Source organism: Sinorhizobium sp. CCBAU 05631 (assembly GCF_002288505.1).
GTDB classification, from domain to species: Bacteria; Pseudomonadota; Alphaproteobacteria; order Rhizobiales; family Rhizobiaceae; genus Sinorhizobium; species Sinorhizobium fredii_C.
Map to the genome: position 1 here is coordinate 3,015,501 of NZ_CP023063.1, position 19,863 is coordinate 3,035,363.

The 19,863-nt window shown below is 63.5% G+C and carries 17 protein-coding genes; 6 read left to right on the plus strand and 11 right to left on the minus strand.

Annotated features, from left to right (window positions below; all coding sequences use genetic code 11):
• The first annotated feature begins 254 nt into the window (after window positions 1–254).
• Window positions 255–956: a cell cycle two-component system response regulator CtrA gene (ctrA, locus tag SS05631_RS14845; RefSeq protein WP_012709262.1), complete on the plus strand. Its 702-nt coding sequence runs from the start codon at window positions 255–257 to the stop codon at window positions 954–956.
• A 193-nt stretch (window positions 957–1,149) separates the two neighbouring features.
• On the opposite strand, the gene SS05631_RS14850 is transcribed toward ctrA, so the two are convergent.
• Both SS05631_RS14850 and SS05631_RS14855 read right to left on the minus strand, forming a co-directional pair.
• A complete protein-coding gene (locus SS05631_RS14850; protein ID WP_037388773.1) occupies window positions 1,150–1,512 on the minus strand; it encodes a response regulator in 363 nt (120 codons plus the stop codon).
• Window positions 1,513–1,771: 259 nt separating this feature from the next.
• Complete coding sequence (locus tag SS05631_RS14855; protein WP_037419989.1) at window positions 1,772–2,416, minus strand: histidine phosphotransferase family protein; 645 nt, start codon at window positions 2,414–2,416, stop codon at window positions 1,772–1,774.
• 311 nt (window positions 2,417–2,727) lie between these two features.
• On the opposite strand from SS05631_RS14855, the gene SS05631_RS14860 reads away from it, so the two are divergent.
• Window positions 2,728–3,321: a DUF1134 domain-containing protein gene (locus SS05631_RS14860; protein WP_050988267.1), complete on the plus strand. Its 594-nt coding sequence runs from the start codon at window positions 2,728–2,730 to the stop codon at window positions 3,319–3,321.
• Window positions 3,322–3,479: 158 nt separating this feature from the next.
• Entirely contained in the window at window positions 3,480–4,637 is a 1,158-nt protein-coding gene (locus SS05631_RS14865) for a hypothetical protein (protein ID WP_037419992.1), read from the plus strand.
• 19 nt (window positions 4,638–4,656) lie between these two features.
• Here SS05631_RS14865 and SS05631_RS14870 read toward each other — a convergent pair whose 3' ends face one another.
• Together SS05631_RS14870 and SS05631_RS14875 are read right to left on the minus strand one after the other, a co-directional pair.
• Entirely contained in the window at window positions 4,657–5,490 is an 834-nt protein-coding gene (locus tag SS05631_RS14870; protein ID WP_037420000.1) for an RNA methyltransferase, read from the minus strand.
• 4 nt (window positions 5,491–5,494) lie between these two features.
• A complete protein-coding gene (locus tag SS05631_RS14875) occupies window positions 5,495–5,878 on the minus strand; it encodes a hypothetical protein (protein ID WP_037420003.1) in 384 nt (127 codons plus the stop codon).
• Window positions 5,879–5,907: 29 nt separating this feature from the next.
• On the opposite strand from SS05631_RS14875, the gene SS05631_RS14880 reads away from it, so the two are divergent.
• On the plus strand, window positions 5,908–6,936 hold the full coding sequence (locus SS05631_RS14880) for an RluA family pseudouridine synthase (protein ID WP_037420005.1): 1,029 nt from the start codon (window positions 5,908–5,910) through the stop codon (window positions 6,934–6,936).
• A 195-nt stretch (window positions 6,937–7,131) separates the two neighbouring features.
• Window positions 7,132–8,037, plus strand: coding sequence for an RNA polymerase sigma factor RpoH (gene rpoH, locus SS05631_RS14885; RefSeq protein WP_037388791.1), 906 nt, complete (start codon window positions 7,132–7,134; stop codon window positions 8,035–8,037).
• A gap of 78 nt (window positions 8,038–8,115) precedes the next feature.
• Here the strand turns inward: rpoH and SS05631_RS14890 are convergent, their stop codons facing one another.
• Together SS05631_RS14890 and SS05631_RS14895 are read right to left on the minus strand one after the other, a co-directional pair.
• On the minus strand, window positions 8,116–10,473 hold the full coding sequence (locus SS05631_RS14890) for a hypothetical protein (RefSeq protein ID WP_037420006.1): 2,358 nt from the start codon (window positions 10,471–10,473) through the stop codon (window positions 8,116–8,118).
• 62 nt (window positions 10,474–10,535) lie between these two features.
• Window positions 10,536–11,834: an adenylosuccinate synthase gene (locus SS05631_RS14895; RefSeq protein WP_037420007.1), complete on the minus strand. Its 1,299-nt coding sequence runs from the start codon at window positions 11,832–11,834 to the stop codon at window positions 10,536–10,538.
• 205 nt (window positions 11,835–12,039) lie between these two features.
• Between SS05631_RS14895 and SS05631_RS14900 the strand changes: the two genes are divergently transcribed.
• Window positions 12,040–12,930, plus strand: a complete 891-nt coding sequence (locus SS05631_RS14900) for a DMT family transporter (RefSeq protein WP_037420159.1) — start codon at window positions 12,040–12,042, stop codon at window positions 12,928–12,930.
• Window positions 12,931–13,033: 103 nt separating this feature from the next.
• Here the strand turns inward: SS05631_RS14900 and serA are convergent, their stop codons facing one another.
• The 5 genes from serA to glmM all read right to left on the minus strand — a co-directional run bounded on the left by serA (window position 13,034) and on the right by glmM (window position 19,689).
• On the minus strand, window positions 13,034–14,629 hold the full coding sequence (gene serA / locus SS05631_RS14905) for a phosphoglycerate dehydrogenase (RefSeq protein ID WP_037420008.1): 1,596 nt from the start codon (window positions 14,627–14,629) through the stop codon (window positions 13,034–13,036).
• A 78-nt stretch (window positions 14,630–14,707) separates the two neighbouring features.
• The gene (locus tag SS05631_RS14910; RefSeq protein WP_037420009.1) at window positions 14,708–15,886 is read right to left on the minus strand and encodes a phosphoserine transaminase; all 1,179 of its coding nucleotides are present in this window, start codon (window positions 15,884–15,886) and stop codon (window positions 14,708–14,710) included.
• 151 nt (window positions 15,887–16,037) lie between these two features.
• Entirely contained in the window at window positions 16,038–16,874 is an 837-nt protein-coding gene (locus SS05631_RS14915; RefSeq protein ID WP_083854091.1) for an outer membrane protein, read from the minus strand.
• Window positions 16,875–17,131: 257 nt separating this feature from the next.
• On the minus strand, window positions 17,132–17,959 hold the full coding sequence (locus SS05631_RS14920) for an outer membrane protein (protein WP_037420010.1): 828 nt from the start codon (window positions 17,957–17,959) through the stop codon (window positions 17,132–17,134).
• Window positions 17,960–18,336: 377 nt separating this feature from the next.
• Entirely contained in the window at window positions 18,337–19,689 is a 1,353-nt protein-coding gene (gene glmM, locus SS05631_RS14925) for a phosphoglucosamine mutase (RefSeq protein ID WP_037420011.1), read from the minus strand.
• Window positions 19,690–19,863: the final 174 nt, after the last annotated feature.

The following is a 19,863-nucleotide window of genomic DNA, read 5'->3' on the forward strand; positions in this document are numbered from 1 at the left end:
GTGGCGCCTGCGGCATTTACGAGTCGAAAGAGTCAGATAGCGGCATTTCCTCATCTTTCGGATGAAGAGTGCCGTTTCAGATTCACCTTTGAAATCAGGAGACTGCTAAAAATATTTAACATTTTCGATACATCTTGCCAGAGTGAATCAGAATTTGTTAACCATTTGGTGGCAGCCTCCAAATCAGGCAACGACTGGATCCGTATCGCGTAAGGGGGCCACGACGACCTTGGGCGGCGGAAAAGGGGAAGACTATGCGGGTTCTACTGATAGAAGACGACAGCGCGACGGCGCAAAGCATTGAGCTCATGCTCAAGTCCGAGAGTTTCAACGTCTACACCACCGATCTCGGGGAAGAGGGCGTCGATCTCGGCAAGCTTTACGACTACGACATCATTCTCCTCGACCTCAACCTGCCGGACATGTCGGGCTACGAGGTGTTGAGAACGCTGCGCCTGTCGAAGGTCAAAACCCCAATCCTCATTCTCTCCGGCATGGCCGGCATTGAGGATAAGGTCCGGGGCCTCGGCTTCGGCGCCGACGACTACATGACCAAGCCCTTCCACAAGGACGAGCTGGTCGCCCGCATCCATGCGATCGTTCGCCGCTCCAAGGGCCACGCCCAGTCGATCATCGCCACCGGCGAGCTGATCGTCAACCTCGACGCCAAGACGGTGGAAGTCGGCGGCCAGCGCGTGCATCTGACCGGCAAGGAATACCAGATGCTCGAGCTCCTGTCGCTGCGCAAGGGCACGACGCTCACCAAGGAAATGTTCCTGAACCACCTCTATGGCGGCATGGACGAGCCGGAACTGAAGATCATCGACGTCTTCATCTGCAAGCTGCGCAAGAAGCTCGCCAATGCCGCTGGCGGCGCCAATTATATCGAGACGGTCTGGGGCCGCGGCTATGTGCTGCGCGAGCCCGACGGCAACGATTACCTGGAAACCGCCTGATTTCCGGGGCGGGTGTCACCGCCGAACACAGACCTATTCCCCCGCAAACCCGCCGCACGGCGGGTTTTTGCGTTGTGAGACAGGATTTGGTCCTGTTCGAAAAACCGCCTTCGCCCATTTCATTTTCCGCGAATGCAAAAAGCCGCGGTACATACCGCGGCTGCGACGCTCGGATCTGCGCTATGCGAATGCGTCAGGCGGCCATGGATTGACTGGCAAAGACGCTCGTCAGAATCTTCCGGTCGAAGGGCTTCAGCAGGAAATCGTCCGCCCCGGCCCGCTTGCCGGCCATCATCTTCCTGAGATCCGCTTCGACGACGCAATAATAGATGCGCACCGACGCGCCCTCGGGCAGCCGGCGGATATTGGCGATGAGGTCGAGGGCGCCCTCGAGCCCGGAGTCGACGATCAGGATGTTCGGCAGTTCGGCCTCGCAGCGGACGAGCGCCTCGAGGCTGCTCGGCGCTTCGGACACCAGGAAACCCATGCCCGACAGTATGCGCTTCCCGACCTTCCTCACCACATCCGAGCCATCGGCAATCATCAAGCGCCGCATGTCCAACTCCTTCAGGCCTCATCGGACGCCAAAAGGCGTCCATGAAGCAAAACTAGAGAGATTTGGCAAAGAAACCGTTACCGCCACGGTTGACGGCCGATTTTCATTTCTCGCAAAGCAATAATCCGCCGAGACCTGTGAAACCCTCGCCGGAGTTGAGAGCAGCGGGACTTCGGCACCCGAGAAAAGAGAAAGGCCTCCGTCGCGGACGATGGAGGCCTCTTTTCATGTCACGGGCGTGATCGGCGGGCGGAGTGGTTCAGGCCTCAGTGCGAGCGGTGAAGACGATCTCCTCGCCGGTCGACGTAACATCGATCAGCATGCCGGCTTCCTCGGCGAGCAGGACCGTATAATAGGGCTGGATCGAGTGCGCGTCCACGGCTTCCTCGGGGGTGCCGGAAAGGATTTCGGTCAGCCGCGGCGGAACGCGCATCATTCGCCCCTTTGCGACAAGGGTAAATACCGCATCGAACTCCGGGTTTTCCAGGGTGATGTCGATCGAGCCGCCGCGCGGGATTGCACCATAGGCAATCAGGAAGAGGTTCAGCAGCAGCTTGACGCGGTTCTTGGCGATGATCGCCCGCGGGCCGTTCCAAGTCACCTCGGTCTTCTTTTCCGCAGCGGCGAAGTCCTTGGCGGCCTTTTCCGCTTCGCCGGTGTCGATCGAGGCTCCGACCGAGCCGGAGGCGCCGAAGGCAAGCCGCGCGAACTTCAGCCGCACCGAGGCATTGAGCGCGCTGGTACGGATCAGGTCCATCGCATCGGCGTCGGCGCCGCCCTCGTCCAGGAGTTCGAGACCATTATTGATGGCGCCGACCGGCGAGATGATGTCGTGACACACCCGGCTGCAGAGCAGCGCCGCCAGATCGGGTCCCGTCAACGTCAGGTTCGGATTCTTTGCCATCATTCTTCCCGTTCGGTTCCATCAGCATATCGACGCCTTGCGTTCCCCGCCACGCCCGGCGAGGTCTTCGCCCGGGCCCGGCATAGCCACGCGGCCCGCGCCGATCAATAGGCCATAATGACATCACATTTGGTAAACCGATTATTAAGAGGATCGGTTCAAATTGTCAGGGCACCCCCGGATTTCGAGTGGAACTACGGAAAGCGGATCAGGTGCACGCGTTCGAGACCCGCGCTGGCCCGCGCAACCGATGCATGAGCTGGTCATGACGGCCGGCCCGCGAGCCGCATTCGCGCCTGACGGAGGAAACGATGCAGCCGATCATGAAGGCAACCGCAATGGCCGTCCGCGCCATTCTGACGACAATCCTGCTGTTCAGCAGCGCCCTGATGTCCGCCGCGCTCGCCCAATCTCCAAATAGCAGCCAGTACACGATGCAGGAGATCGTCGACGCTGGCCACGGCTTCTTCGGCGAGACCTCCGGCGGGCTTGCCAAGGTCGTCGAGCGCGCCTTCGAGCGCTACGGCCTGCCGAACGGCTATATCCTCGGCCAGGAAGGGTCCGGCGCCTTCATCGCCGGCCTCACCTATGGCGAGGGCGAGCTCCACACCAAGAATGTCGGCCAGCATAGTGTGTTTTGGCAGGGCCCCTCCCTCGGGCTCGACTGGGGCGGGCAGGGCAGCCGGGCGATGATGCTCGTCTACAACCTGTCGAGCGTCCCGGCGCTCTACAAGCGCTTCGGCGGCGTTTCCGGCTCGGCCTACGTCGTCGCCGGCGTCGGCATGACGGTGCTGACCGACGAACACGTCGTCGTCGTGCCGATCCGCACCGGAATCGGCGCAAGGCTCGGCCTCAATGTCGGCTATCTGAAGCTGACACAGCAGCCGACCTGGAACCCGTTCTGATACCAAAAGGCCGCATGTAAGTTCTCTGGAGCGCGTAGCGGGCGTGCAATCCTGCAGTAATTGTTGCAGCTTTCGGGCCGTCGTGTTTACTGCAGAAGACGGAAGGAAACTGCCCAACCGCCATGGATGCATCGGTCCAGACTTGAAACGGCCAGCACGTGATTGAATATGCGCTCCTCTTTGCCCTGGGCTTCCTGACGGCGGCCATTATCGGCCTGCTGGTCGCGCCGGCCATCCAAAAGCGCATCGTCCGCTTCGCCGAGGACCGTTTGAAAGCGACGATGCCGCTCAGCCCACAGGAAGTTCGCGCCCAGAGGGACGCCGCGCGCGCCACCTTCGCCGTCGAGAACGCGAAGATGTCGCAGACGCTCCGCCGCGAGCGCGACAAGGGCGTGGCCTTGATGCTGGAGAAGGAAAGGGCGCTCACCGAGGCACAGCGATTGGCTGGCGAAAATACCGACCTCCACACGCAACTTGCAGACATGAACGTCGAGGCCGCCGACATGCGGTCGACCATCCGCCAGCTCGAGCTGCGGATCGCCGACATGCGGGCGACATTCGACAACCTGCAGCGCGACACCGGCGCCAAGAACGAGATAATCCGCGCCTTGAACGGCCAGCTCGACAGGCAGGCGACCGAACTCGACAACCTGCGCATCGACCTCGCGGCGCGCGAAACGCAGATCGAGCATCTGAGGAGCCGGGCCGCCAGCCTGAGCGACGAGCGCGAAGCCTTACGCGCCAGTCTCAAGGGCGAAAACGCCCGGGCTCGCGAAATGGAGCTGCGCCTCGGCCGCGAAGAAAACCGCGTACGCCAGCTCGAAACCAAGCTCGCCCGAGAAGCGGCCGCCAATGCCGACCGCGAAAGCGCGCTCGAGCGGCGAGCGGAAGAAATCGAGCGGCTGAAAACGCGGGTGAAGGCGGCAAACCAGGAAATCCGCGATGCGACGAAAGCGCTGCGCCTGGCCGGCGCCAAGCCGCCGAAGCGCGTGGAACAGCACCCTGCCGCGCAAGGGGTACCGATCGAGGGGGCGCATGACGCGCAGCATAGTGTGGATCCCACCGTCCTCTCCGACGACCTGCGCAACCGCGCGACGGCGCTATCGGAACGCCTCGCCAATTCGAAGTCTGCGACCCATGACGAGGCGCTGCGCGAGGAGATGGCGCAGATCGCCGCCGGCATGGTGGCGCTCACGGCTGCGCGGGAAGGCTCGTCCTCGCCGATCCACGGCCTTCTCGGCCGAGAGGAGGCGGGGCAGCCGGGAGCCGGCAAGAGCCTGGCGACGCGGGCCAAGGAAATGCTGCCGCCTGAATGAAGGCGGCTCGGGCTTCCCCTCAGATTCGACCGTTGGCGCTGGCGACCTGATGCAGCGCGATGCCCGCGGCCATGGCGACGTTCAGGCTGTCGAGGCCCGGACGCTGGCGGATACGCGCGGTGCGGACCGCGGAAAGGATCACCGCCGGCAGCCCCTCGCCTTCCGTCCCGACCAGCAATGCCGTGCGCGGCGACGGCGGAATTTTTGTGACGTCCGTCTCGCCGCGCGGCGAAAGGCCCCATATCGCGAACCCGGCGGCCTGAAGCCTTTCGATCAGGTCCGCGGCCGTCCCCTCGCGCGCGAAGGGGAGCGTCAGCGCCGATCCGACGGACACCCGAATCGACTTGCGGTACAGCGGATCGCAGCTCGATGCATCCATCAGCACTGCGTCGACGCCGAAGGCGGCGGCATTGCGGAACAGCGATCCCATATTGTCATGGTTCGATATGCCGCAGGCGGCAAGCACGAGGCTTGCGGTAGGAAGGGCGGCGATGAGGGCGTCACGGCCGGGCATCGCATCGGATCGGCCGAGCGCCAGAACACCGCGATGCATGTTGAAGCCGGCGATCGCGTCGAAGACCCGGGCATCGGCCACGTAGACCGGCACATCGGCGGGGAATTGTGCAAGCAGCTCTGCGACGCCGTCAAACCGGTTTTCGAGCAGCAGGATTGCCTCGGCGATGATGCCGCGCCCGGAGCGGTGCGCGGCCGCCAGCATCCGCAGGACGACCGTGCCTTCGGCAATGAAGCGGCCCTGCCGGCCAGTGAGATCCCGTTCCTTGATCGACAGGAAAGCGGAGATGCGCGGGTCCGACGGATCCTCGATGCGGATCGGAGGCGGTGCCGCGACCATCTCGTCACTGCGTCCTGACGGTGACGTCGGCGACGATGCGTCCCGCCTTTATGTCGAAAACGATCGCACGGGGTTCTGCGCCCGGCAGGCTGCCATAGAACAGCACCTGCGAACCGGACAGCGCCACATTGGTCACCGAAAAGCCGGCCGGCAGCGCCGCAATCGCGGTCAGCGGCGCATCGCCCGGCACGCTGACCGCCGGCGGCGTCGCCTCCGCAGCGCCGTCGCTCCGCGTCAGCTTGTAGACAATCGTTCCGAGGACGGCCATAAGCATGATCAACATCACGCCGGCCGAAACGAGCTGCAGGCGCACCATCTTGCGGCGGACATTCTCCATCGCCGGGTCAAGCGGCTTGTCTTCCTGTTCGTCGGGCTCGATCGCGGTCATGGCTGGCTTTCTGTCGGAATTGAAACGGAATGAACGATCCCTTTAAACAAGCGACCGGCAATAGGAAAGTCCTGAGCGCCGACGAGAATGCCGCCGGGCGGTTGGATGCGTTTCTGACGGAGGCGCTTTCGGGCGAATTCTCCCGCAACCGCATCAAGGCCCTGATCGAACAGGGTGCCGTTTCGATCAACGGCATCACGGTGCTCGAACCCAAGCGCAAGGTGCACCCGGGCGACAGCTTCGAGATCGCCCTGCCCGCGCCCGAGGATCCGGAACCCAAGGGCGAGGACATTCCGCTCGAGGTTCTATTCGAGGACGATGATCTGATCGTGCTGGTGAAGCCGGCCGGTCTCGTCGTCCATCCGGGTGCCGGGAACTGGACGGGAACGCTCGTCAACGCCCTCATTCACCATTGCGACGACAGCCTTTCCGGCATCGGCGGCGTCAGACGGCCGGGCATCGTTCACCGGCTGGACAAGGAAACGAGCGGCGTCATGGTCGTCGCCAAGAACGACACCGCCCACCGGCATCTCTCCGACCAGTTTGCCGACCACGGCCGCACCGGGCCGCTGGAGCGCGCCTATCAGGCGGTCGTCTGGGGCCGCCCCCGCCAATTGAAGGGCACGATCAATGCCGCCCTCGGCCGGGCCGGCGACCGCACGAAACGCGCCGTCAAGCGCGAGGAGAGCGATGATGCGCGCGAAGCGATCACCCACTACGAAGTGGTCGAGCGCTATCACGAGAAGCCGGACGGCACCTGTCTCGCTTCAATCGTCGAATGCCATCTGGAAACCGGCCGGACGCACCAGATCCGCGTCCACATGGCCCATATCGGTCATCCGCTGATCGGCGATCCCGACTATGGCGCCGCCTTCCGGACGAAGGCTAACCTGTTGCCCGAAGCCGCCAAGGGCGTGGTCAACCGCTTCTCCCGGCAGGCGCTGCATGCCTTCATGCTGCAGTTCGAGCACCCTGCCAGCGGCGACACGATGCATTTCGAAGCACCGATGCCGGCGGACATGCAGGAACTGGTCGCCGCCCTTCGCGCAGCCTCTTGAAATCGCTGCGAAGAATCCCGATTTTAGGGACGCTTCAATAGGAAATCTTCCTTCCTCCGGTCTCACGATAGCGTGAAACCGGACTCCTTGAATCATGCTTTCGCCGTACTTATCTTCTAGCCTCGTGGGGTCTGGACGAAGACCCACGCCCGGCCTGCCGTCCCGGAGGCCGGAGATGCACAAAGGGGGTGCTTCATGGCCCGCAACACGCTGCCGACCATTGCCGCTGGAGAGGGCGGCCTCAACCGCTACCTCGACGAAATCCGCAAATTTCCGATGCTCGAACCGCAGGAAGAGTACATGCTCGCCAAGCGGTATCAGGAGCATGACGACCGCAGCGCCGCCCACAAGCTGGTGACGAGCCATTTGCGCCTCGTCGCCAAGATCGCAATGGGTTACCGCGGCTACGGCCTGCCGATCGGCGAAGTCGTTTCGGAAGGCAATGTCGGCCTGATGCAGGCCGTCAAGAAGTTCGAGCCCGATCGCGGCTTCCGCCTGGCGACCTATGCCATGTGGTGGATCAAGGCGGCCATTCAGGAATATATCCTGCGTTCCTGGTCGCTGGTGAAAATGGGCACGACCGCCAACCAGAAGCGCCTGTTCTTCAATCTGCGGCGGCTGAAGGGCCGTATTCAGGCTCTCGACGAAGGCGATCTCAAGCCGGAGCAGGTGAAGGAAATCGCGACGACCCTGAAGGTCAGCGAGGACGAGGTCGTTTCGATGAACCGGCGCCTCTCCGGCGACGCGTCTCTCAACGCGCCGATCAAGGCCAGCGAAGGCGACTCCGGACAGTGGCAGGACTGGCTGGTCGACGAGCACGACAACCAGGAGGAAATCCTGATCGAGCAGGACGAGCTCGAAAGTCGCCGCGCCCTGCTCGCCAACGCGATGAAGGTCCTGAACGACCGCGAGCGCCGCATCTTCGAGGCGCGTCGCTTGACCGAAGATCCGGTGACGCTGGAAGATCTTTCGACCGAATTCGACATCAGCCGTGAGCGCGTCCGCCAGATCGAGGTCCGCGCCTTCGAGAAGGTCCAGGAAGCAGTCCGCAAGGCGGCACTCGAGCGCGCCAATTCGCTCCGGGTTGTCGAGGGCGCCTGACCGACCTCACGCCTTCAGAACAAACAAAGGCCCGGCTGGACGCCATCCAGCCGGACCTTTGTGTTTGTCTCGGTCTTCTTACTGGCCGCTCGCCGCGGCCGCGCTGCCGAGCGAACTCCAGGCCTGCATGGCCTTACTGAAGGCCTCCGTGCCGCTGGCGCCTTTCTCAAGGGTCAAGAGGGCGCGGCGGCCGTTGCGGTAGGTGATCGGGATGTCGATCCAGCTGCGGCTGCGCAAGAGTTCGGTGTTGCTGCCGACGGCTTCCGCGAAATCGTTGAGCGCGATCATGTGGAAGTCGTCGGTGATCTTCGCCGGGACGGCAATGAGCGGGTCACCGCGATCCTGCTCTGTGCGCTTCATCGATACGCGCTGCACGCCCTCGATGGCACCGCCCTCGAAGTTCTCGGGCAGCGAAAAGACGAATTCGATCACGTGGCTTGCCGGCAGCGACGGATCGACATTGCGCTTGATCGTCATCAGCGCCGTCATGCCCCGGTCCGGAACGGTGATCTGGGCCTGGATCGCCGGCTCTGGCTTGGCGTCGCCGCCTGGAGACTCCTCCTTGATGGACCAGGCGACAGCGCCCGGAACCGCCGTGGGCGAAGATTGGCCAAGCCGCTCCTCATAGAGGAACATTTTCTCGCCGTCGGCGATGGAAACTTCGGTCTGCGGCGCTCCGCTGTCCTGGTTGGTGGCGGGCTGTTGGGGCTGGGCGGCGGCCTGCTCAGGCCCCGCCGCGACGCCCTGCGGCTGGCCGGCCTCCGTCTGCGGGGCGACGGACTTGCCCTCCTGCGCTATTTCGCTGCCGTTCGCGCCGGCGGGCCCTTCGTCGCGCTCGGAGCCATCGGCAAGCAAACGCTGGGTAAACTTGCTCGATTTGTCGTCCGGCAATGCCGTACCTTCCTGGGCGCCGGACTGTTCGCCCGGCTGCACGGCAGGCTCGCCCTCGCGGCCGGGCGGCGTTTGCGTCTCCGGACCGGCGGGGATGATTTTCGCGAGCATTGCGGAAAGCCAGGCATTGCCCGCTTCCCTGTTCACCCAATAGGCAAAGCCGCCACCGCCAAGGAGAAGCAGGATCACCGCAGCGATTGCCAGGCTTTTCACGTTGAAGCGGGATGGCTTGGGAGCAACGCGGTAGGAGGCAGGCCGCGGCGATACGGCCGCCGGCGCCACGTCGCCGACCTGGTCGTCTTCCTTGGCGGCAGCGTCCGAGTCGTTCGCCCTCCGGCCGGCCTCATCGAGGCCGAGCAGATCATCGATGTGATCCCATGCGGTGCCGGCGCGCTCCTCTTCGTTCGAAGCGGTCGGCGCTTTCTCCACGGGCCAGGCCCATTCAGAGACCTCCGGCTCAGCCGGCTTGTCCTTTCTGGTGTCGGCGGGCGCAGCGAAGGGATCGCTGTCGTCGAAGGACCAGGCCTGCGCCGTCTCCGCCTCAGCCGGCCGCGGAGCCGGGGCGCTTGTCTCGGGCTCCACCGGATGCATGCCGAGCCGCTCGGGGCCGGCCGCCTCCTGGCGCGGCGCCTCGGATGCCGGAGGCTCTTCACCGGCGCTTGCGGCGGGCGGGACGTCCTCCCACTCCGGCAGCGCCCATTCCGAAGGTTCCTGTTTCGCCGGTGCCGCCTCAGCCGGTGGAGCCTCTTCGCCGACCGGCTCTTCCGGAACCCTCTCTTCCTCAGGGCCTCCAATTGCCACGGGCTCGGGCTCGACCGGCGGCTCGTCGCGGTCGAATTCCTCCGTCTGCGGCTCGGAGGCGGTTGCCTCCTCGGCGGGCGCTTGCTGCCAGCTATCGACTTCCGCCACCGGCGGGGCTTCCTCGGCCGGAGAGAGTTCCTCCGCCGGGACGTATTCCTCTACCGGTGCGCCCCACTGCGGCTCGGCCGAGACGGCTTCCGGTTCCTCGCTTGTGGCAGGCGGTTCCTGTTCGTGCTCGCCCGCGGCGGCCAGGGTGGGCTCGGCTTCCCGGTGCTCCGGCACCTCTTGCGCAGCGGCGGGAACGACCTCATCGGCCGGGACCGGTTCTTCGAAGGCTTGAGGAGCCTCCGGCGCCGCCTCTTCTACGGATTCCTCGGCGACGGCCTGCTCAACTTCGGCAGCCTCGGCCGGAACCGGCGCCGGCTCCGGCGAGACCGGAGCGGCAGCCTCCTGTTCGGCGGACGCTTCGGCTGCATCCGGCTCGAGCACTTCGGGCTGTTCGGGTGCTTCGGCTTCTTCGATTGCCGGCAGGGCCTCGGCGTGTTCGTTTTCGACCTCGGAAATCGCCAGTTCCAGCTTGTTCAACTGGCGATTGATCATGTCGTCCGATGGCCGCGGGGACATGTTCTCGAGCTGGCGGCGCACGGCACTGCGCGCCTTCTCGTAGACCCTGCCCCGCATTTCGGGTGTGTTTTCCGACAGGCCGTCAACGGTCCTGCGAATAACTGCAACAAAATCCGCCATCAGATGCTTTCTCAAATCCTAGTCATGCAGCCGCAATGCGGCGCCGCTTCCTTGCGCCGACACTAGTCCTCAAACGGGTCGGTCACAAGTATTGTGTCGTCGCGCTCCGGGCTCGTCGAAAGCAGTGCGACGGGCGCGCCGATCAGTTCCTCGACCTGGCGAACATATTTGATCGCCTGTGCCGGAAGATCGGCCCAGCTGCGGGCGCCGACCGTCGATTCCTTCCAGCCTTCGAGCGTAATATAGACTGGCTTTACCGAAGCTTGCTGCGCCTGACTTGCGGGAAGATGATCGATCTCTTGTCCGTCCAGAGTATAGCCGACGCAGATCTTGAGCTCGTCGAGGCCATCGAGCACGTCGAGCTTGGTGAGCGCGATGCCGGTGATGCCGTTGGCGGCGACCGACTGGCGCACCAGGGCGGCATCGAACCAGCCGCAACGGCGCTTGCGGCCGGTGACGGTTCCGAATTCGTGGCCGCGCTCGCCGAGGAACTGGCCGATTTCGTCGTTGAGTTCGGTCGGAAACGGTCCTTCGCCGACGCGCGTCGTATAGGCCTTGGTGATCCCGAGAATATAGCCGAGCGCGCCCGGTCCCATGCCGGAACCGGCGGCCGCCTGACCGGCGACCGTGTTCGAGGAGGTGACGAAGGGATAGGTGCCGTGGTCGATGTCGAGCAGCGTCCCCTGCGCGCCCTCGAACAGGATGCGCGCGCCCTTGCGGCGCTGCCTGTCGAGCAACAGCCAGACCGTGTCCATGAACGGCAGCACGCGCGCGGCGACGGAGGAGAGTTCGTCCATGATCGCCTGGTGGCTGATTTCCGCTTCGCCGAGCCCGCGGCGCAGCGCGTTGTGGTGCGTCAGCAGCCGGTCGACCTTGGCCGGCAGGGTGTCGAGGTCCGCGAGATCCATGACGCGGATGGCCCGGCGGCCGACCTTGTCCTCATAGGCCGGGCCGATGCCGCGGCGGGTCGTGCCGATCTTGGTGCCGCTGTTCGAGGCAGCGTCCTCGCGGAAGCCGTCGAGTTCGCGATGCAGCGACAGGATGAGCGTGGCATTGTCGGCGATGCGCAGGTTGTCCGGCGTGATCTTGACGCCCTGGTTGCCGAGCTTGTCGATCTCCGCGATCAGCGCATGCGGATCGATGACGACGCCATTGCCGATGACGGCTAGCTTGCCGGGCCGGACGACGCCGGAGGGAAGCAGCGACAGCTTGTAGCTGACGCCGTCGATCACCAGGGTATGGCCGGCATTGTGGCCGCCCTGGAAGCGCACTACGATGTCGGCGCGCTCCGAGAGCCAATCCACGATCTTGCCTTTGCCTTCGTCACCCCATTGGGATCCGACCACCACGACGTTCGTCATATTTCTCTTCCTGTTCACGCGCACACGAGGACGTTGCGCTGTTCTCAAACCCGCGCATCTATACTGTGTTGTCTTTCGGAAAGCGACCCCGTTATGCCCGGGGCCCGGCCCTTTTTGCATGACAAGATATGGCGTTAGCGCCTATATCTGCGAACTCTCCCGCCGGTTCGGCAATCCATTTCACCTCCATGCGGATCGCAGCGCCGTGAATTCCAAAGCCTATTTCTATCTCGCCATCACCGCGCTTTTCTGGGGCGGGAATTCGGTTGCCGGCAAGATGGCCGTCGGGCACGTCAGCCCGATGATGCTGACGACGCTGCGCTGGCTCGTCGCGCTCAGCGTCATTCTTGCGCTGATGACGCCGCAGATCCGCCGTGACTGGGACAAGATTCGCCGCCACTGGCTGCAGTTGCTCGCCTATGGCGCGGTTGGTTTCACGATGTTTAACGCCTTCCTCTATTCGGCGGTGAAATATACCAGTGCAATCAACGCCGTGATCCTTCAGGCCGGCATTCCGATGCTGATCTTCCTGTTCAATTTCGTGTTCTTCCGGACGAAGGTTTCGATCGCGCAGGTCGTCGGCTTCACCGTGACGCTGATCGGCGTGCTCACGACAGCCGCCCATGGCGACTTCACGAGCCTGATGCGGCTCAAGTTCAATTTCGGCGACGGGCTGATGATCCTCGCCTGCATCGTCTACGCCGTCTATACGGTCACTCTTCGCTGGAAACCGGCGATGCACTGGCAGAGCTTCATCGCGGCACCCGCCTTCGGCGCGCTCATCAGTTCCATCCCGCTGCTCGTCTGGGAAGCTCAAAGCGGCAGCGCCATCGTGCCGGACGCGACCGGTTGGGCGATCGTGCTCTATGCCGCGATATTTCCGTCGCTGATGTCACAGGTTCTCTATGTCCGCGGCGTCGAAATGATCGGCGCCAACCGCGCCGGCCTGTTCATCAACGCCATCCCGGTCTATGGAACGCTGCTTTCCGTTCTGCTCGTCGGCGAGACGTTTCACGCCTATCATCTGGTGGCATTGCTGCTCGTCCTCGGCGGCATCGCGATCGCCGAACACGGCCGGCCGAGGCCGCCGAAGTGACGGCACGCTTTATCGCGGCCCATGGTGAGCGCTCAAAAGAGAAACGCGCCGGATGGGGCCGGCGCGTTTGCATTTCATATCCAAGCTGGAACAGCGTGGCTGCTCAATCGACGTTGAACACCAGCGGCTTCGCCTGGCGGATCGCCGCGTTGGCGCGCAGCTTGTCGAGCACCGTCTCGGAAACCGGACCATCGACGTAAAGCAGCGCGATCGCGTCACCGCCCTGCTTTTCGCGACCGAGCTGGAAGTTGGCGATGTTGACGCCGGCATCGCCGAGGGTCGTGCCGATGAAGCCGATCATGCCGGGAACGTCGGTGTTGGTGATATAGACCATGTGGTTGCCGACGTCGGCATCGAGGTTGATGCCCTTGATCTGGATGAAGCGCGGCTTGCCGTCGGAGAAGACCGTGCCGGCGACCGATCGGGTCTGGTTCGCCGTCTTCACCGTCAGCTTGATATAGCCGTCGAAGACGCCCGTCTTGTCGCGCTTGACCTCGGAAAGGATGATGCCCTTTTCCTTGATCATGATCGGTGCGGAGACCATGTTGACGTCAGCCACCTGAGGACGGATCAGGCCGGCGAGAACGGCGCTGGTCAGCGCCTTGGTGTTCATTGTTGCGGTCGACCCGTCATAGAGGATTTCGATTTCCTTGATGGCGCTTTCCGTCGCCTGCCCGACAAAGGCGCCAAGCACGTCGGCGAGGCGGATGAAGGGTTTCAGGATCGGCGCTTCCTCGGCGGTGATCGACGGCATGTTGATGGCGTTGGTGACGGCACCCTTGACGAGATAGTCCGCCATCTGCTCGGCCACCTGCAGCGCCACGTTCTCCTGCGCCTCGGTGGTCGAGGCCCCGAGATGCGGCGTGCAGACGACGTTCGGCAGGCCAAAGAGCGGGCTTTCGGTGGCGGGCTCCACCTCAAAGACGTCGAAGCCCGCGCCGGCGACATGGCCGGACTTCAGCGCATCGGCGAGCGCCTTCTCGTCGACGAGGCCGCCGCGGGCACAGTTGATGATGCGCACACCCGGCTTGGTCTTGGCAATCGCCTCGGCGCTGAGGATGTTGCGCGTCTTGTCGGTCAGCGGCACGTGCAGGGTGATGAAGTCGGCCTGCGCGAGAAGTTCGTCCAGCTCGACCTTGACGACGCCCATTTCCTCCGCCCGCTCCTTCGACAGGAACGGATCATAGGCGAGCACGTGCATCTTGAGACCGATTGCACGGGCACAGACGATCGAGCCGATATTGCCGGCACCGATCACGCCGAGCACCTTGCCGGTAATCTCGACGCCCATGAACTTCGACTTTTCCCACTTGCCGGCCTGGGTGGAATTGTCGGCGGCGGGAAGCTGACGGGCGACCGCGAACATCAGCGCGACCGCGTGCTCGGCCGTGGTGATCGAGTTGCCGAAGGGCGTGTTCATGACGATGATGCCGCGGCGCGAGGCGGCCGGAATGTCGACATTGTCGACGCCGATGCCGGCGCGGCCGACGACCTTGAGATTGGCCGCCGCGGCGATCAGCTTTTCCGTCACCTTGGTGGCGGAGCGGATGGCGAGACCGTCGTAATTGCCGATGATCTCGGCAAGCTTCTCCTTGTCTTTGCCGAGCTTCGGCTGGAAATCCACTTCGACGCCGCGATCGCGGAAGATCTGAACGGCGGTTTCCGAAAGTTCATCGGATACGAGAACGCGAGGTGCCATGAAAGGCCTCCTTGGAACAGTGTCTGAACGGAATTGGAGTGGCTTCGCCCTTAAGAAGAGCGAAACGGTCGCGTCGGATCAGGCGGCGGCCTGCGAGAGCGTCGCTTTCTGGCTCTCGAATGCCCAGGTGAGCCACGGCATCAGCGCTTCCATATCGGCCGCCTCGATCGTCGCGCCGGACCAGATGCGGAGGCCGGAGGGAGCATCCCGATAGTGCCCGATATCGAAGGCGACGCCCTCCTTGTCGAGAAGCGCGACGAGGCCCTTGGCGAAGGCGGCCTGCGCATCGGCATCAAGGGCCGTCACGTCGCGGTCGACGATCTTCAGGCAAACAGAGGTGTTGGAGCGGGTCTCCGGCTTGACGGCCAGGTTGGCGATCCAGTCATTGGCGGCGACGAAACGGTGGATCAGGTCGGCATTGGCATCGGCCCGCGCGATCAGCCCCTTGAGGCCGCCGACCGACTTCGCCCAGAGAAGCGCGTCGATATAGTCCTCGACGCAGAGCATCGACGGCGTGTTGATCGTCTCGCCGGTAAAGATGCCCTCAATCAGCTTTCCGCCCTTGGTCATGCGGAAGATCTTCGGCAGCGGCCAGGCCGGTACATGGCTTTCCAGCCGTTCGACCGCGCGCGGGCTGAGGATCAGCACGCCATGGCCGCCCTCGCCGCCCAGAACCTTCTGCCAGGAGAAGGTGACGACGTCGAGCTTGGCGAAGTCGAGTTCCTGCGCGAATGCGGCCGAGGTCGCGTCGCAGATCGTCAGGCCCTTGCGGTCGGCGGGAATGAAATCGGCATTCGGGACGCGGACGCCCGAAGTCGTTCCGTTCCAGGTGAAGACGACGTCGCGGTCGAAATCGACCTTTGAGAGATCCGGCAGTTCGCCGTAGTCGGCCTCGAAGCGGCGGACGTCGGGAAGCTTCAGCTGCTTGATCACGTCGGTGACCCAGCCGGCGCCGAAACTTTCCCAGGCGAGCATGTCGACGCCTCGCGCGCCAAGCAGCGACCACAGCGCCATCTCGACGGCGCCGGTGTCAGAAGCGGGCACGATACCGATGCGGTAGTCGCCGGGCACCTCGAGAATTTCACGGGTAAGATCGATGGCTTGCTTGAGCTTCGTCTTGCCGATCTTGGCGCGGTGCGAACGACCGAGCGGCGCATCGGAGAGAGCTTCGAGCGTCCATCCGGGACGCTTGGCGCAAGGACCAGAAGAAAAATGGGTATTTGCCGGGCGCACGTCCGGCTTGGCAGGTTTCGTCATATGCTATCCTCTCAGATAGAAGCCCCTCGTTGGGGAGGGGTGTCCCGCCGTCCGAAATATTGTGGCGCAGAGAGGATGTCAAGCGGCTTGTGTCGCGTATGACACGATTTTTGGCGCTTCGAGCACATCGTGCGGTGTTGCAGACGGAGCCCTACCAGAGTGCGAACCGCAAGCCTGCGCGGATTTCGTGGCGGGAAAGGCCGTCATCATGGCCCTTGCTGCCGCTTGCACCGGCAAGCGCCTCGGCGCCGAAGCCAAACATGTCGCCCTCAGCGATGCGGGAATAGCGATAGCCGATGTCGAACTTTAGCCGGTCGGTAACGTCGTAGGAGAGACCCGCCATCACCGCATAGGTGAACCGCCAACTGTCGCGACCCTCAAAGGACCCTCCCGCCGCCGCCCCGGAACAGGCACCGCCGCCGGCGATACAGGTCGAGCTTTCGCGAACCGTTTTCCATTCGATATGCGTCGCGCCGATGCCGGCGCCGACATAGGGCGTGAAACCGGCGAGCGTCGCCAGATCGACATAGCCGTTCGCCATCAGCCCGAGAGCGGAGAAATTGCCGCTTTGGGAAAGCGCGCAGGACGTTCCGGCCCCCTCGCCCGCACAAGGGCCTGCGGTAAGCGACGAGCCGTTGAAACGGCCTTCGAAATATTCGGCTGTCAGATCGGCGCGGAAGACGTCGGTGATCCGATAGCCCACGCCGATCGTGCCGGAGACCGGCTCATCGAAACGGGCGTCGTCGAATGGAACATTGCTGTAGCTGCCGGTGCCACTATTGAAATTGCGATAGAGGGGATCGCCCTCGCCTGTCCAGCCCGCATAGCCGATGTCGCCGCGCAGATAGAGGCGGCTGCCCACTTCCTTCTCGGTGGAGATCGTGATCTCCGGCGCGTCGAGCAGATCTTCGTCGTTCGCCGCGGCTGCGTCGGCCAAGAGCAGGCCAGCGCTCAGAGCGATACCGAGAATTCCGTTCCGCCAGTCCATGTCGCATGCCCTCGCCAGTCGTCAACGCCACCCGTAAGTGCCTCGTTAACTATTGGCAGGCACAAGTTAACTAGCGGTTAAGCATGTTGATTGGGAAACTTTTAACGAATGCCTCTCGTCGCACGGCATGCAGCAATTCCAGGTACTACACAGCAGCTGGCGGGGCAGCATGGGCGCGCGTGGCGAAGACGAAGCTTCAACTTATTAATGCTGATAAGGGGCTCCGGCCGGAGCCCCTTAACCGCCGGTTGTGGCTCCTACTTGTACACGATGGGTTCGGCCGGCGGCACGTAGGCGGCTTCGCATGGGCTACCGAACGTGTAGCGAAGACCGGCCCGCGCCTCGTGGACATAGATGTCCTTGTCGAAACCGGGACCGCTGCCGAGATTGAAACCGAACATGTCGCCACCGTCGATATGGCGAAAACGGTATCCGACGTCTGCCTTGAGATTGCAGGTGAGGTCCACCGCCGTGCCGGCCATCAACGCATAGGTAAAGCGCCACTTGGCCCGGCCGTCATGCTCGACGGTCGGATCGCAGTTCGTCGGATCGGTGGCGTCGCAGCTCGTGTTGCGCAACGTTCCCCATTTCACGCGCGTGCCGCCGATACCGGCCCCGACATAGGGTGTGAAGGAGCCGTAGGTTCCAAGGTCCACATAGGCATTGGCCAACAGGCTCCATGCCGACATCGAAGCGATATCGGTCGACACGCAGTTGGCAGCGACACCGCAGCTGCCGCTGGTCGAGCCCGTGAAATCCGCCTCGCCGAGGTAATCAAGCGTCACGTCTGCGCGCAGATAGTTGTTGATCTGATAGCCGACACCGCCGCCGAGGACGTAGGAGTCATCGAGATCGGCCCTGTCGAAGTCGACCAGACTTGCGTTGGAGCCCTGGAAGAAATGCGCGCCGCGCAGATCGTTCCAAGCGTAGCCGACATCGCCTCGCAAATACCAGCCACTCGTCTCGACGACTTCAACCGGTTGCTCGACATAAGGCGGCTCTGCTGGCGGCTGATAGACGTCTGCGGCGAAAACCGACGTGCCACTGAGCAAAGCAGCAGCAACGCCACCAAAAATCCTCTTCATGCCCCACCCCAATACGCTGGAATACCCTCGCTCGCCGATCCGAATAGATACAATCAGACGAGATGCTCGGCAGGATAGTGCCCGGGAAAGGTTAAGCCTCGATTAACTACAAAAATTTACCGTGAATATTAACGATTTGAAGTATTCGCGGCACTCAGGCATGAATCGGTGACAATGCCCGCGTGCAGGACGTACGTGCGACCTGGACATGAGACTAGAGCGCGTCGCGTTCAAGCGTAGTCACGCGGAGCGCTTTAGGTCTTTGTTTTGTGCATGTCGTCATCCCAAAACCGCGGCACAGTTTTGGGCGGCATGCATCAGTGAAGACGCGGCCAGCGAAGGCCGCGCCTTCGTCGATCCGGAACGGGCGGCTTCGGTCAGGCGGCGTTGCGCACGCTGCCGATCACGTTGACCAGTTCGTCGACGATGCGCTCGACCTTGCCGCGGTCGTCGCCTTCCGCCATCACGCGGATTAGGGGCTCGGTGCCGGAAGGGCGGATCAGAAGCCGGCCGCCCTTGGCGAGCTCCGCTTCGGCGTCGGCGATCGCCTGGCGTACCGACTCATGTTCCAGCGGCTTGCCCGTCGAAACGCGGACATTCTTCAAGACTTGCGGCACCGGCTCGAAGCGTCGGCAAACCTCGCTCACGGCCTTGCCCTGCCGCTTGACGACGGCGAGGATCTGCAGCGCCGCGACGAGGCCATCCCCCGTCGTGCCGAAATCGGAAAGGACGATGTGGCCGGACTGCTCGCCGCCGACGTTCAGCCCGTCCTGCCGCATCTGTTCGACGACATAGCGGTCGCCGACCTTGGTGCGGTGGAGCTTCAGCCGTCGCGTCTGGAGATAGCGCTCGAGACCGAGATTCGACATGACGGTGGCCGCGATGCCGCCGCCCTGCAGCATGCCGTCGGCCGCCCAGCTGTCGGCAATCACCGCCATCAGCTGGTCTCCATCGATCACCGTGCCCTTCTCGTCGACGATCAGCACCCGGTCGGCGTCGCCGTCGAGTGCAATGCCGATGTCGGCCCGCACCTCGTGAACCTTCTTCTGCAGGGCCTCCGGATGCGTCGAGCCGCATTCGAGATTGATGTTGACGCCGTTCGGCTCGGTGCCGATCGATACCACCTCGGCACCGAGTTCCCAAAGCGCCAGGGGAGCGACCTTGTAGGCGGCGCCGTTCGCGCAATCGATGGCGATCCTCAGTCCCTTCAGGGTGACGTCGCGCGGCAGCGTGCGCTTCGCCTGCTCGATATAGCGATAGATGTCACCGTCGACGCGCTTGGCCCGGCCGATGTCCTCAGGCTTGGCAAGCTGCCCCGACATGTCCTGGTCGATGAGCTCCTCGATCTTTTCCTCGATGTCGTCGGAGAGCTTGTAGCCGTCCGGCCCGAACAGCTTGATGCCGTTGTCGCGGAACGGGTTGTGCGAGGCCGAGATCATCACCCCGATATCGGCGCGGAGCGACCGCGTCAGCATCGCAACGCCAGGCGTCGGGATCGGCCCGAGCAGGAAGACGTCGAGACCGGCGGCGGTGAAGCCCGCCACCATGGCGTTTTCCAGCATATAGCCCGAAAGTCGCGTGTCCTTGCCGATCACCACGCGGTGACGATGCGCGCCGTTGCGGAAAATGGTTCCGACCGCAACGCCGACGCGCATGGCGAGATCGGCGGTCATCGGGAATATATTGGATTGGCCGCGAATACCATCGGTGCCGAAATACTTGCGCTTCATAAGAACTCCATCGTCCTGCTTCGGCAGGATCTCTTTTGCCGGGCGCGTCTGGTTGCGTGTTCCGCGACTAGTCTTCATGTCCCCGGACCTCGCCTGCGGGTCTTTCGAAGAGGGACTGGAAACGCGGCCGCGCTTCCTCCCCTCGCTTCAACTATAGTAAGCCCCTACCCGTCG

Bases quoted from the DNA above. Each gene is read 5' to 3' on its own strand.
- ctrA (WP_012709262.1), top strand. From the start codon at position 255: ATGCGGGTTCTACTGATAGAAGACGACAGCGCGACGGCGCAAAGCATT.
- SS05631_RS14850 (WP_037388773.1), bottom strand. From the start codon at position 1,512: ATGCGGCGCTTGATGATTGCCGATGGCTCGGATGTGGTGAGGAAGGTC.
- SS05631_RS14855 (WP_037419989.1), bottom strand. From the start codon at position 2,416: ATGGCAAAGAATCCGAACCTGACGTTGACGGGACCCGATCTGGCGGCG.
- SS05631_RS14860 (WP_050988267.1), top strand. From the start codon at position 2,728: ATGCAGCCGATCATGAAGGCAACCGCAATGGCCGTCCGCGCCATTCTG.
- SS05631_RS14870 (WP_037420000.1), bottom strand. From the start codon at position 5,490: ATGGTCGCGGCACCGCCTCCGATCCGCATCGAGGATCCGTCGGACCCG.
- SS05631_RS14875 (WP_037420003.1), bottom strand. From the start codon at position 5,878: ATGACCGCGATCGAGCCCGACGAACAGGAAGACAAGCCGCTTGACCCG.
- SS05631_RS14880 (WP_037420005.1), top strand. From the start codon at position 5,908: ATGAACGATCCCTTTAAACAAGCGACCGGCAATAGGAAAGTCCTGAGC.
- rpoH (WP_037388791.1), top strand. From the start codon at position 7,132: ATGGCCCGCAACACGCTGCCGACCATTGCCGCTGGAGAGGGCGGCCTC.
- SS05631_RS14890 (WP_037420006.1), bottom strand. From the start codon at position 10,473: ATGGCGGATTTTGTTGCAGTTATTCGCAGGACCGTTGACGGCCTGTCG.
- SS05631_RS14895 (WP_037420007.1), bottom strand. From the start codon at position 11,834: ATGACGAACGTCGTGGTGGTCGGATCCCAATGGGGTGACGAAGGCAAA.
- serA (WP_037420008.1), bottom strand. From the start codon at position 14,629: ATGGCACCTCGCGTTCTCGTATCCGATGAACTTTCGGAAACCGCCGTT.
- SS05631_RS14910 (WP_037420009.1), bottom strand. From the start codon at position 15,886: ATGACGAAACCTGCCAAGCCGGACGTGCGCCCGGCAAATACCCATTTT.
- SS05631_RS14915 (WP_083854091.1), bottom strand. From the start codon at position 16,874: ATGGACTGGCGGAACGGAATTCTCGGTATCGCTCTGAGCGCTGGCCTG.
- SS05631_RS14920 (WP_037420010.1), bottom strand. From the start codon at position 17,959: ATGAAGAGGATTTTTGGTGGCGTTGCTGCTGCTTTGCTCAGTGGCACG.
- glmM (WP_037420011.1), bottom strand. From the start codon at position 19,689: ATGAAGCGCAAGTATTTCGGCACCGATGGTATTCGCGGCCAATCCAAT.